At 31.3% G+C, this 12,109-nt stretch carries 15 protein-coding genes; 5 read left to right on the top strand and 10 right to left on the bottom strand.

The features are described from left to right. The coding region (locus IDG60_RS15970; RefSeq protein ID WP_241013387.1) for an ABC transporter transmembrane domain-containing protein at nucleotides 1–831 on the bottom strand (831 nt) is incomplete at its 3' end. After that, on the bottom strand, nucleotides 828–2,459 hold the full coding sequence (locus IDG60_RS15965; RefSeq protein WP_153156294.1) for an ATP-binding cassette domain-containing protein: 1,632 nt from the start codon (nucleotides 2,457–2,459) through the stop codon (nucleotides 828–830). The genes IDG60_RS15970 and IDG60_RS15965, both read right to left, overlap by 4 nt. Nucleotides 2,460–2,677: 218 nt before the next feature. On the opposite strand from IDG60_RS15965, the gene IDG60_RS15960 reads away from it, so the two are divergent. The 4 genes from IDG60_RS15960 to IDG60_RS15945 all read left to right on the top strand — a co-directional run bounded on the left by IDG60_RS15960 (nucleotide 2,678) and on the right by IDG60_RS15945 (nucleotide 5,437). Continuing rightward, complete coding sequence (locus tag IDG60_RS15960) at nucleotides 2,678–3,553, top strand: undecaprenyl-diphosphate phosphatase (protein ID WP_000469894.1); 876 nt, start codon at nucleotides 2,678–2,680, stop codon at nucleotides 3,551–3,553. Nucleotides 3,554–3,724: 171 nt separating this feature from the next. Beyond that, complete coding sequence (locus IDG60_RS15955; RefSeq protein ID WP_000358498.1) at nucleotides 3,725–4,408, top strand: hypothetical protein; 684 nt, start codon at nucleotides 3,725–3,727, stop codon at nucleotides 4,406–4,408. Between the two features lie 2 nt (nucleotides 4,409–4,410). After that, nucleotides 4,411–4,869, top strand: coding sequence for a YaiI/YqxD family protein (locus IDG60_RS15950; RefSeq protein ID WP_000148828.1), 459 nt, complete (start codon nucleotides 4,411–4,413; stop codon nucleotides 4,867–4,869). Nucleotide 4,870: 1 nt separating this feature from the next. Continuing rightward, nucleotides 4,871–5,437, top strand: coding sequence for an LOG family protein (locus IDG60_RS15945; protein ID WP_000820897.1), 567 nt, complete (start codon nucleotides 4,871–4,873; stop codon nucleotides 5,435–5,437). A 95-nt stretch (nucleotides 5,438–5,532) separates the two neighbouring features. Here the strand turns inward: IDG60_RS15945 and IDG60_RS15940 are convergent, their stop codons facing one another. The 4 genes from IDG60_RS15940 to IDG60_RS15925 all read right to left on the bottom strand — a co-directional run bounded on the left by IDG60_RS15940 (nucleotide 5,533) and on the right by IDG60_RS15925 (nucleotide 7,497). Beyond that, nucleotides 5,533–6,075, bottom strand: coding sequence for a GNAT family N-acetyltransferase (locus IDG60_RS15940; protein ID WP_000638613.1), 543 nt, complete (start codon nucleotides 6,073–6,075; stop codon nucleotides 5,533–5,535). A gap of 79 nt (nucleotides 6,076–6,154) precedes the next feature. Beyond that, nucleotides 6,155–6,454, bottom strand: a complete 300-nt coding sequence (locus IDG60_RS15935; protein ID WP_000545115.1) for a hypothetical protein — start codon at nucleotides 6,452–6,454, stop codon at nucleotides 6,155–6,157. 137 nt (nucleotides 6,455–6,591) lie between these two features. Continuing rightward, nucleotides 6,592–6,987 (bottom strand): SA0632 family lipoprotein, encoded by a 396-nt coding sequence (locus IDG60_RS15930; protein WP_000733432.1) that lies wholly within the window; start codon nucleotides 6,985–6,987, stop codon nucleotides 6,592–6,594. A 66-nt stretch (nucleotides 6,988–7,053) separates the two neighbouring features. Then, nucleotides 7,054–7,497, bottom strand: a complete 444-nt coding sequence (locus tag IDG60_RS15925; RefSeq protein WP_001259672.1) for a GNAT family N-acetyltransferase — start codon at nucleotides 7,495–7,497, stop codon at nucleotides 7,054–7,056. A gap of 126 nt (nucleotides 7,498–7,623) precedes the next feature. Between IDG60_RS15925 and IDG60_RS15920 the strand changes: the two genes are divergently transcribed. After that, nucleotides 7,624–8,313: a DUF1129 domain-containing protein gene (locus IDG60_RS15920; protein ID WP_000842860.1), complete on the top strand. Its 690-nt coding sequence runs from the start codon at nucleotides 7,624–7,626 to the stop codon at nucleotides 8,311–8,313. A gap of 98 nt (nucleotides 8,314–8,411) precedes the next feature. On the opposite strand, the gene IDG60_RS15915 is transcribed toward IDG60_RS15920, so the two are convergent. The 4 genes from IDG60_RS15915 to IDG60_RS15900 all read right to left on the bottom strand — a co-directional run bounded on the left by IDG60_RS15915 (nucleotide 8,412) and on the right by IDG60_RS15900 (nucleotide 11,875). Beyond that, nucleotides 8,412–8,900 carry a DUF456 domain-containing protein gene (locus IDG60_RS15915; protein WP_000152582.1) on the bottom strand — a complete coding sequence of 163 codons (489 nt, stop codon included), beginning with the start codon at nucleotides 8,898–8,900 and terminating at the stop codon, nucleotides 8,412–8,414. Then, nucleotides 8,897–10,117, bottom strand: a complete 1,221-nt coding sequence (locus IDG60_RS15910) for a sugar efflux transporter (protein WP_000367062.1) — start codon at nucleotides 10,115–10,117, stop codon at nucleotides 8,897–8,899. Before IDG60_RS15910 ends, IDG60_RS15915 begins: the two co-directional genes overlap by 4 nt. A gap of 131 nt (nucleotides 10,118–10,248) precedes the next feature. Further along, nucleotides 10,249–11,115, bottom strand: a complete 867-nt coding sequence (locus IDG60_RS15905; RefSeq protein WP_000687412.1) for a LysR family transcriptional regulator — start codon at nucleotides 11,113–11,115, stop codon at nucleotides 10,249–10,251. A 115-nt stretch (nucleotides 11,116–11,230) separates the two neighbouring features. Further along, the gene (locus IDG60_RS15900) at nucleotides 11,231–11,875 is read right to left on the bottom strand and encodes a ribonuclease FAU-1 family protein (RefSeq protein ID WP_000865624.1); all 645 of its coding nucleotides are present in this window, start codon (nucleotides 11,873–11,875) and stop codon (nucleotides 11,231–11,233) included. Nucleotides 11,876–12,109 lie beyond the last annotated feature (234 nt).

Raw genomic sequence — 12,109 nt, 5'->3', positions numbered from 1 at the left:
CATTAAAACTATACTCGTCATATAAATAATATTTAGTTGGCCTGCATTAATTTGAATTAATCCTAGAACTAAACTACCAAAAATCGAAAGCATAGCAATAATATTTAATATAAAATCATAAATCGTTAAAAAGCGTTGCTCTTTAAGTTGTAATTTATCAAAATGATTTAATTTAGCCATCAAATTATCTCGATAATGATTAATTTGATTAAATCGACGTAGTTCATCCATACCAGCTTTATAATCATAAAAATGATTTAAAAATCGGGCCTGTTCATTAGCTGCATGTTTCTTTAAAGTACGTGCTTTTTTTGAGCTTAACCAAGGAACAATGAGTAAAGTAAACAACATGCTAACCATAATCAATAGCGCATGGCCGATTGAAATGAACGCCAAAACTATGACTGTAACTAGCGCTGTCAAACCGATAACGACTGGTGGATAATAAACACGTAAATATATATTTTGTAATGCCTCAACACGACTAATCATACGTGAAATTAAATCACTAGAACTCAGTTTACGGTAAACATTAGGAATGACATTTACTAATTTACCGAAAAACTGTACCCGAATATCACGTAGCATTGTAAATGTAGCTTTATGAGAAATAAGGCGCTCTACGTATCGAGTAATAGCTCTTAAAAACCCAAACAATTTTACTGTAACGACTAAAATCATCAGAGCGTATAGTGGCGCACCAAGTGCACTTTGTGTCACCATATAACCACTTAAGAAAAACATGGCGAGCGCAACTAAACTTCCACAAACACCAACAACTATAGCTAACAATAAATCCTTATCTACTTGAAATTTTAGTCGTGTTTTCATAAGTCATCACCATTTTCTGTTATATTTACTGAAATATTGCGATCATCAGCAATCAGTCTTCCATTTTCTATATACAAGCGTCGTTGTAAATGGCGAATTGTATTATCTCTATGTGCAATGACAATCATCGTTGTATCTTTAAAATGTTGAAACAGAACGTTCTGAATCATGTGTTCTGTTTGAATATCTAAACCAGTTGCAGGCTCATCAAATATAACGAGATCTGGCTTCATAACTAAAAGACGGCAAAGTTCTATGCGTCTCATCTGTCCACCAGATAACATTTCGCCTCCTTCACCTATTATTGTGTTAATGCCTTTTGTGAAAGATTGCACTTTGTCTAATAAACCTACTTCGTCTAGCACTTCTTCAATAGTATTATTTTCTATATCTTTAAACATCGTAATATTCTCTTTTATAGAAGCACTGAAAATATATGGCTGTTGACTAAGTATTCCTATATTTAAATCACGCTGGTTTGTACTTATAGTACCTATTGTTGGCTGATAAACACCTGCAATAAGATGTGTCAAAGTGGATTTACCTGCCCCGCTTGGACCTACAAGTGCAATTTGATCACCTTTAAATATTTCCAAATTTAAATCATTTAATACCAATCTATCAGAATCATCATATCGAAATGATATGTCTGTTAACTGAATAAATGGCTTTTGGTTTTCCTCATACTTTAATAGAAATTCATTATTATAGTTCGGTTGTTCTAAAAACTCAAACACAACGTCACTGGCACCTTCACTTTGTTTTCCAGTATGGAACGCTTGCCCTAAGTCCTTAATTGCATTATAAAATTCAGGCGCTAAAATAATCGCAATTGCCGCAGTTTTAAAATCAATATTATGAAATACTACTAAGCTTAGCGTTGCTTCCAATGCAACCAATCCAATACCTAACATACTTATAAATTCGAGCATTAATCCCGATAAAAAAGCACTGCGTAAAATGCGCATTGTTAAAGTTCTAAACTGAGTACTATCGTCGTAAATATGCTTCTCTGTTTGCTCTGTACGATTAAATAGCTTTAACGTCACTAAACCTTTAGCAATATTTAAAAACCGTTGACTAAATTGATTCAAATAAGTCATTTGATCTTTTGACTCATCTCGCGTTTTCAAACCGAAAATAATATAAAACAAAGGAATAAATGGTGCAGTTATTAACATAATTAATGCGGTATTGAAATGGATGAAAAACATTGCAATGATTATGATGAGCGGAACCATCATTGATTTGAACACTTGAGGCAAATAACTCTTATAAAAAGGTGCTAAACCATCAATGTTTTCTGTGAGTATAGTCATTTGTTCACCGATTGGATGACCATTATTTTTATAAATAACCCGCTGTCTAAGCATATGCTTAACTTTAAATGCTAATGTATCACCTAACCATTGATTTAGAAATTGCACAGTTGCTCTTAAAAGTAAAACACCTAATAAAATAAATAATACAATCCATAAACCTTGAAATTGATGTCTTATAATTTTAGCTAAAAAATCTGCTATTAAAATATTTTGCGTTATAACGAGTATGCCGAGACCAGTACTGACCAAGAACATGAGTACCGGAAAAATTTTATATTGAAACAGTATTATTGTTAATTTTTTCACAATTATATCACCTAAACCTATTATAAAAGGTTTTCCTTAAAATCAAATTAAATAGCTCAATAAAATATTGTAGTTTTACATGTAAAAGAAAATGAATATATACATCTTTAGTCTAGTATTATAACTATAACTAGCATGTCTTTAAATGAATATGCTATCATGATATGGTAATTTTGATATTTAAATAAATTAAATTGAGTAATGAAAGTGGGTACATTATGTTTATCATTGAATTAATAAAAGGTATTATCTTAGGGGTCGTCGAAGGATTAACAGAATTTGCACCTGTTTCCTCTACTGGACATATGATTCTAGTTGATGATATGTGGTTAAAATCATCTGAATTTTTAGGTTCTCAATCAGCATTTACATTTAAAATCGTCATCCAATTAGGATCCGTCTTTGCAGCAGCATGGGTATTCCGCGAACGCTTCTTAGAGATTTTACATATTGGTAAACACAAACATGTTGAAGGAGAAAACGATCAACAAAGACGTTCAAAGCCAAGACGTTTAAATTTATTACATGTATTAGTGGGTATGGTGCCAGCAGGTATTTTAGGCTTACTATTTGATGATTTCATCGAAGAACATTTATTTAGTGTGCCAACTGTTATGATTGGCTTATTCGTAGGTGCTATCTATATGATTATTGCTGATAAGTATTCAGTTAAAGTTAAAAACCCACAAACAGTGGATCAAATCAATTATTTCCAAGCGTTTGTAATTGGTATCTCTCAAGCAGTAGCTATGTGGCCTGGTTTCAGCCGTTCAGGCTCAACAATTTCAACTGGGGTATTAATGAAATTAAATCATAAAGCAGCATCGGACTTCACATTTATTATGGCTGTTCCAATTATGTTAGCAGCTAGTGGTTTATCTTTATTAAAACATTATCAAGATATTCAGATTGCTGATATACCTTTTTATATTTTAGGCTTTTTAGCTGCATTTACTGTTGGACTAATTGCAATCAAAACATTCTTGCATCTAATTAACAAAATCAAACTAATTCCATTTGCCATTTACAGAATTGTATTAGTAATCTTTATTGCTATACTTTACTTCGGATTTGGCATTGGTAAAGGTATTTAATTTCCTTTTAAAATATAGACTGTCAATTAAGGAACCACTTGATTGGCAGTTTTTATTGTCTTCTTTTAAAAAACATCTGAAATACTTAATAGTGATTCACTACTATCATCGTTTATATTGATGTATCATAGGGTATGTAAAATTAATAAAGTAATTATGGAGGCAAGATCTATGGATAAGAAAAAAGTCATCAAATTTATGATTAATGTATTACCAATTGTATTGGTACCGTTAATTGTTGAACGTAAACGTATCAAACAACATCCGGACGTACAAAAAGTTACAGATGCTACAAGTAAAGTTGCTTCAAAAACATCTGCAGCAATCAGTAACACAGCGAGTGATGTTAAAGAATATGTCGGCGATAAAAAACAAGATTTTGAAAATAAACGTGAACTTAAAAAGTTTGCTAGAGAACATGATCCTGCCTATATTGAGAAAAAAGGCGAAAAATTAGCTAAACAAAATCGTAAAGACGCTGATAAAATGAATAAAATACTTCAAAAAAATATCGAAAAGCGTCATAAAGAAGAGCAAAAAGCCCGCGAAAAGAATGAAATACAACGTATTAAAGATATGAAAAAATCACAAAAATACGAAGAAAAAGCAGGCTTAACACCTAATAAATTAGATGAGAAAACTGAGAAAAAAGGCGATAAACTAGCTGAAAAAAATCGCAAAGAAATCGCTAAAATGAATAAAAAGTTACAAAAAAATATTGAAAAACGACACAAAGAAGAACAAAAACGCCAACAAGAAGCTGATAAAGCACGCATCAAGTCATTTAAAAAATATAAAGATTATGTTGCCAAAAGCGCCTCTCAACAAAATAAAGAAAACAATACAGAGGCATAATTGTGACACATATTATTATTGATGGAGATGCTTGTCCTGTTGTTGATTCTATTATAGATTTAACAACTGAGACAGGCATTTTTGTGACAATTATTCGGAGCTTCAGCCATTTTTCGAACCAATTATATCCTCCACATGTATCAACATTATATGTTGATGATGGACCAGATGCAGTTGATTACAAAATTGTTCAATTATCAACGAAGGATGATATCGTAGTCACTCAAGATTATGGACTCGCAAGTTTATTAGTCGACAAAGTCTTAATTGTCATGCATCATAATGGGAAGATATACAATTCCAAAAATATTCAACAACTATTAGATAAACGATATATGAATGCACAAATTAGAAAACAAGGTGGTCGCCACAAAGGTCCCCCACCTTTTACAAAGCAAGATCAAAAAGTGTTTGAACAATCACTATTAAAAGTCATTCATCGAATTAAGGAGCTGGATTAACATGAAACGAATCGCAGTTTATTGTGGTGCAAGCAAAGGTCATGACCCTTCATATGTACAAAAAGCATACGATTTAGGTAAATATTTTGCTGAACAAGGTTATGAATTAGTATTTGGTGCAGGGTCAATTGGCATTATGGGTGCCATTCAAGATGGTGTATTAAATCATGGCGGCAAAGCTATTGGCGTCATGCCTAAAATGTTAGATGAACATGAAATCACAAGCCAACGTTTAACTGAATTAATTTTAGTTGATTCTATGCATGAACGTAAAAATAAAATGGCAGAACTTGCAGATGCATTTGTCATGGCTCCTGGTGGCGCAGGTTCACTAGAAGAATTTTTCGAAATGTATAGTTGGGCTCAAATAGGTATCCATGAAAAGCCTATTGCCATTTATAATATTAATGGCTTTTTCAATCCACTACAAACAATGATTGACCATATGATTGAGGAAGGTTTTATTGATCCTAAGTATCGTGCTCTTGCACCGTTATGCGACACTAAGGAATCATTAATAGAATCAATATTAAATTTCAAACCTCTGGGTACTCGTTCATACGATTAATCATTCTAAGGTTAAAAAATAAACAAACACCCCTAATATTGTTATCATCAGCTAAACAATGTTAGGGGTGTTTGTTACGATTATGTATAAATTTTTCACTTTCGAAGATTAATGTAATAGCGCACTTGCCTTTTTAATAAATGATACTTACTTAGATTGGGTAATTCGAAATGATCATACACTGTCATGCCAATTTTTTCCATTACACGTTGTGAGGCTTTATTTGCTTCTGCTGTAAAACTATAGACATCGTATATTTGATGTTCTTCTGCTAACTTCAACGTTGCCTTTGCGCCTTCAGTTGCTAATCCTTTTCCCCAAAATTCAGGCAACAAGCGCCAACCTATTTCATAAAGCGGTAATTCTTTAAATGGATAATCGCTTGTTTCTGGAATATAATTCAAACCTATAAAGCCTATCCATTGATGGGACTCTTTATCTTCTACAGCAAATAATCCAATGCCATAATCTTTAATAACCGCATCCATAGTTCTCATATCTAATTCTGAACGACGATAACTCAATAAACTTGGAAAATATTTACGTACGTCATAATTCGCATTCATTTTTTGAAAAGGTAACAGATCATCTTCATGCCAGTCTCTTAATATTAAACGCTCTGTTTCACAATAAATCATCGATTGACACTCCTATATAATTTCTCAATAAAAAACACAAAATCGATATTTTGATCAACTTTGCGTTTTAGATAGCAGTTTATTTTGATTTAGAAATATAACTTATAAGTTCAACATGAACTGGCACTTCTTTTAAACGTGCTCTATCTGATTTCAGCGCAGTAAAAGTTGCATCTATAAAATCTTGTTGATGGTTTAAACGATATGTAGCAACAAAAGTATCTGTATCGGACTCAAAGTTTGGTAAATGTGCAATTACACGCTTAATTTCGCCAGTAGAATCAGCAATCGTATGTCCTGTAATATTTTCTAATTCTCTACCTAATTCTGGCAAAGTAATATCTTGACCCTCTAAAATTCTAAAATCTTGTTCATGCATGCCGTTTCTCTCCTTTATTAATTACGTTGTCTATTTTTACGTTCTGTTTCAATCATGACCACATTTTAATTAATACATACCCTTAAAATAAGGTTTAAAACGCTGTACCTTTCATCTATAACAAGTAAGCAATACGATTATGATTGGTGTTTGTCATTAGCTTTTTGATCTTTATCTGTTGATGTAGGCTTTTTGTGATTATCTTTATCCGATGACTTAGTTTGATCTTTTGATTGCTTATCTTGTGATGCCTCTTTATCTTTATCTTTGTCTTTATTTTTGTCTTCGTCTTTTTTATCATCCTTGTTATCTTCTTTTGAAGGTTTTAAATCTTTCACTTCTTTTTCAAGGTCTTTTTGCTTATCTGCTAATTTTTCTTTTTCTTGTTGAAGCTTTTCTTTTTTGTCTTTTAATTCTTTATTTTCTTTTTGTAAATTATCGATATCCTTTTCCAGAGTGGCTTTCTCTTGACTTTTACCACAACCTGTTAAAAATAGCATGACCGCCATAATACTGATGATTAATTTCTTCATATAAAACTCCTTAACGTCATTAAATCTTTTTTAATTTTAACATGAATTAGCAACATAATCCTAATTCTAATCAATATCTTTATACATTTTCACATGACTCACTTGATAACCTAAATCTTTATTCAAAGATATCATTGGCAAATTATTTTTATGAATTGTACTGCTTATTCGCTTTGCATTCATAGTTTTTGCCCATTTTTCAAGCGCAATCTTCAGTTGCGTAGCTATTCCCAGTTTGCGAAATTGTGGTTCAACATATAGCAGTTCAATGTTAACCATACTTTTTTCATTACTAAAATGTCCCCAAATAAACGCTATTAATTGACCTTCATTTTCATATATATAAATTTTATCATTTGTATGTTCTAATCTTGAACATATCATCTCGTACCTAAGAGCAATACTCAGTTTAGTACATTTATAGTTGGATTCTGCTTGCGACAATAATGTCTCGTGTATATTAGCTATTTGCTTGATATAATTATGTTCATCTTTATTAAGTGTCCTCATTTTCCTCTCCAATATTAATCGTTATATTTATGCGTTTAATATGATATGATTGACTTTATTAATACTATAAAATCATTTCCATTTTAATTAGGAATTAAACATTTTTAAAGGAGCGCTTAAGTAACAATGAAAAGTACTGCGCAATTAACAAAAGAAAATAATGTTAAATCATTAAGATTAAGCAATACTGATAGAGAAATCTTCGAGAATTATATGACTTATATGCGCTCTGACTTTCGCGTCAACCCTCATGATACAGAGTTAATTATTAACCGTATACTCAAACAATTATTAAGCGCAGAACAACATGGTTTATTAGCCTTAGATTTTTTCAATCACGACCCAAAAGCACATGCAATAAAAGAACTAAAAGCGATGCCTAATGAAACATTTAAAAATATTTTTAAATATATCTATCAACACATCGTTCTATTAATTGGGATTGTTAGTTTTCTCAAAGGATTTTTAGGATTTTTCATGGAAAAAAATGGAAGTAATTTATATTTTGTTTCATTCCCGTTTTCAGTAGTCGTTGGATTCTTTATTGTCTTTTTATTTATATGGTTTAGTTTTAAAACAATACAACTGCAGTGTTTTAACAATTCAAATTGGATATGGATATTCACCTATTTAGCAATCATTCTACTAATTGTAGGATTTTTCTATGTATTCTTTATTCCACAATCATTACTTGCCTTTGGACCATATATTCAGGTAAGCAATTGGGTATTTATTATATTTTCATTTATAGTTATGCCTATTGGATTACGCATTGAAAGAAATATTTCGAAAAAACATTCTCATACATTTTTATAAACAAAAAGCTTATTACATCATATGCGAATTTGGTACTGTTAATGATAAAATCACTAAATTACAGTTACCGAAAAACATATTTTGCAATAAGCTTTTTATTAATTAATCAATAAAGCATCTATAAAGAACCATACAATCATTATAAACATAATGATTGCTTGAGCTATACTACTTGTTAAAAATGCTACGATTGAACCTATACTTACTTTAACTGCTCTTTCAAATGAATAGCCTTGTATTAATTCAACTATGAATACCAAAATAAAAGGTATAATAATAATTCCAAATGGCGGTAAAACAAAACATCCAATAACCACACCAATTAAAGCTGCATACTCTCCAAACTTAGAACCACCGAAGCGATTCACAAAATATTTATTAGCTAAAAAGTCCGCACATAAAATTAGTATTGTTAGCAATGCCATAGATACATAAAACACCCATGATAAATGCTGATTATGAAAGCCAAATTGATAGATTAGAAAGCCAACCCATAATACTAAAACAGAAGGAATAATCGGCTTAATCAACCCAACAAATGCTAACATGAAGGCAGCGATGATAAGTAGCCATAAAATAATTGTCATGTTGATATCATATCCTCTTTTGTAATTTTTTGATTTTTAGTAAAGAATATAAGTATCATACCTAACATGATTGATGCTGCTGATACAAAAAATACATTTTCCAAACCTACCCAGTGACTCATAGCACCACCTAATAGGTTACCGCCTAACTGTCCAATAACCATTGCATTAGAAAATAGTGTTGAGGCGTATCCTGGAAAATCTGGTAAGATATCTTGGAAATAACTAATACCAATTCCTAAAAGAACCGCTAAGAAAATAGCTAAAAATACCTGTCCTGCTAACATCATATAGAAGTTTTTAAATACCCCAATGCTGAAGTAGAATAAACCACCAAAAATCGCTCCATAAATCAACAATGTTCGAGTATGTAATCTAGATGATAAAACGCCAAGAATGATCATAAATGGCACTTCTAAACCAGCACATAAACTAGCTAAATAACCGACATGTTGCTCATTTTCTTTTAAATAATCAGTAACAAATAAAGGCATATTCATCGTATACATCCATTGTCCAATGTGTAATAAAATAAATGCAATAAATGGTAATAAAAGCGTTTTGTCTTTAAACATATTAGGAGCAATTTTTTCAACATGTTGTTGCGTACTAATAGGGTGTTTAATGTTTAAATCCTTATAGAAAAACACTTGAAGTACTAAAGTAAATAAAATGATACTTATTGTTCCACCAAACAATCCAGCATAGCCTTTTAAACCGATTAATTGGGCACCAATAAATGGACCAAATAAAAAGCCCAATGAGAACATTGAACGTAATACTGTGTTGGCAAATTGAGCTCTATCTTTAGAGCTTGAAACATTGATAGATTCTCTAGCAGATGCGTAAAGTTGGGGCATTGCTGGTGCAAATAATCCTTGGAAAATCGCATATAGTAATATGAATAACCAGATTGTATCTACAAAAAAGTATATTGAAAAACCAAGCGCACCCATTAATAATGCGAGAATAATAATAATTTTTCTATTAAAGTGATGCGTATCCGAAAATCTAGCAATAATTGAATTTACTGTAAACTGGCTAATCGCTGCAGATGCTAGAAGTAATCCATACTGATTTGTTGTCATACCTAAATCTTTAGTTGCAAAAAGAACAAGATATGGGACCGTAACCGCAATACCCATACCTAGTAGAAACATATTAGCAACAAAGAGTTTATAATTCTTTATTTGTAATAACGCTGCAAACATATCCATAACCCCGCTTCTTAGAGCCCCTTTTAATTTATTAATTAGGGGCTCTTTTGCTGTTGGTGCGTTAGCAAACAACTACGTTCAATTTAACCGAATAGTTTAAAATTAAATACAAACCTTAAATTAGTCTAAAACTACGCCTTTGGTTGTTCAACAAAGCTCGCCATGAGATTTACAAAAGAATCAACTTGTGGCAATTGCAACATGCTCGGATCATAACTCATAAATGTCGAACGAATCAGCGGTTCATTATCAATTTCTACTTTTTCAAACTCAAATTGTTCTTTGCTGATATTTTTCATCATAATTTCCGGCAAAATTGTAACACCTACACCACTAATCAACATTTCTTTGCAAGTTGCTACTTGATCCACTGTAATAGTTGCATGGTAATCTTGTTCTAAATTATCGTTATACCATTGTTTTATTTGATTTATATAAATCGGATCAGCTTGAAACTCTATAAATGGTAACTTTGTAACATCATCTCGTCTATTTTTTGGAAAAATAAAATAATGATCATCATTAAATAAATGTGTGTTAGCTAAATTCATTACCTTATTTCCACGAGTTATCATAACATGATAATCTCTATGATTTGCTTTAATTTGTTCAGTTGAACCAACTTGCACTTGTATTTCAACATTAGGAAATTGGGCATTATATAGGCTCAAAACTTCAGGAAGTAAGGTTTGTCCAATCAAAGAAGAACACCCGATTGATATTGTTCCATTCACTTCACCAATATGTGCCTGCATTTTGTCAAAAAATAATCGCTCTCTTTTCAACATGTCACGGGCATGCTCAATAATCATTGTTCCTTCAGTTGTTGTAATCAATTGTTTTTTTGTTCTGATAAAAATATCTACTCCAAAAGCATTTTCAATAGCTTTTAGTCTTTGTGTAACAGCAGGTTGAGATATATATAAAATTTCAGCCGCTTTACGTAACGTTTTCGTTTCGTCTAATGTTATTAGTAAACGATAGTCTTCAATCTTCATAATTTCCCCCCATAAATTATTCAATTATTGAACTTTCATGGCTACAAGCATTCATGAGTTCATTACTAACGAATAATTTCACCAATTTTATTGGCATGGCTGCAGCTTGAATTACTTAGTTTTTCTTTTGTTGTTGGTGATTTTTAGTTTGATTATATTGCTTAGGTTTTATTTGTTTGCTTTTTTCAATATTAGTTTTATTTTGTGGCTTTTGATGATTTTTTTGAGCCTTTGCATTAATTTTATTAAAGCAGTACATGATTTTCTTTTGGAATCCTTTAAAATCATTTTCTAACTCTGCCATAATTTGATGTGCAATCATATATGCTTCATGAAATTGCTTTTTTGTAATTTGCTCACTTTCTAATGCAAACATTAAATCATCTTCATCTACCAACTCATATTCACCACTTGGTAATGCTAAAACATCTAAACATAAATCTACTGTACGCGCATTACCTTTTTGCGTTATATTTTTGATATTTATATCAAAATAATATTCTAATGGATTGCCTTTATTATCAAACATTACAGTTATACTATAACGTTTCTTTTCAGGTAGTATTTGCAACCATTTATAATTGTCATCTGCGACAATGATATTTTGTCCAACTACCGTCACCTCTAAAGGATCACGAACCTTTTTCATCGTGACTAAGCCTATAATACCCTTAAACCTATTATTATTAACTTTTACCTCTGTGTATTCCCTATCAATTAGGCGACGCCAGTGACGTTTATCTATATACTTTACTTTCACAGTCACCAACTCCTTGTCATTATTATATAAAACTACATAAATGATGTCATGTCATGATACAGTTTTATAGTTTTTGTTAATCATATGAAAATATTTATTATTATTTTGATAAAGTCCGTATAATTGTGTAAAAGTAAAAAGGCCATATAACAGTCCTTTTACGGTACAATGTTTTTAACGACAAAAACATACCCAGGAGGACTTTTACATGACCCAAGTACATTTTACACTGAA

This window comes from Staphylococcus sp. EG-SA-2, assembly GCF_017152085.1.
This window is presented reverse-complemented; position numbering and strand designations above follow the sequence as displayed.

Excerpts from the sequence above, each read along its gene's own strand:
- IDG60_RS15960 (WP_000469894.1), top strand. The coding sequence starts at position 2,678 with ATGTTTATCATTGAATTAATAAAAGGTATTATCTTAGGGGTCGTCGAA.
- IDG60_RS15955 (WP_000358498.1), top strand. The coding sequence starts at position 3,725 with ATGGATAAGAAAAAAGTCATCAAATTTATGATTAATGTATTACCAATT.
- IDG60_RS15945 (WP_000820897.1), top strand. The coding sequence starts at position 4,871 with ATGAAACGAATCGCAGTTTATTGTGGTGCAAGCAAAGGTCATGACCCT.
- IDG60_RS15940 (WP_000638613.1), bottom strand. The coding sequence starts at position 6,075 with ATGATTTATTGTGAAACAGAGCGTTTAATATTAAGAGACTGGCATGAA.
- IDG60_RS15935 (WP_000545115.1), bottom strand. The coding sequence starts at position 6,454 with ATGCATGAACAAGATTTTAGAATTTTAGAGGGTCAAGATATTACTTTG.
- IDG60_RS15930 (WP_000733432.1), bottom strand. The coding sequence starts at position 6,987 with ATGAAGAAATTAATCATCAGTATTATGGCGGTCATGCTATTTTTAACA.
- IDG60_RS15925 (WP_001259672.1), bottom strand. The coding sequence starts at position 7,497 with ATGAGGACACTTAATAAAGATGAACATAATTATATCAAGCAAATAGCT.
- IDG60_RS15920 (WP_000842860.1), top strand. The coding sequence starts at position 7,624 with ATGAAAAGTACTGCGCAATTAACAAAAGAAAATAATGTTAAATCATTA.
- IDG60_RS15915 (WP_000152582.1), bottom strand. The coding sequence starts at position 8,900 with ATGACAATTATTTTATGGCTACTTATCATCGCTGCCTTCATGTTAGCA.
- IDG60_RS15910 (WP_000367062.1), bottom strand. The coding sequence starts at position 10,117 with ATGGATATGTTTGCAGCGTTATTACAAATAAAGAATTATAAACTCTTT.
- IDG60_RS15905 (WP_000687412.1), bottom strand. The coding sequence starts at position 11,115 with ATGAAGATTGAAGACTATCGTTTACTAATAACATTAGACGAAACGAAA.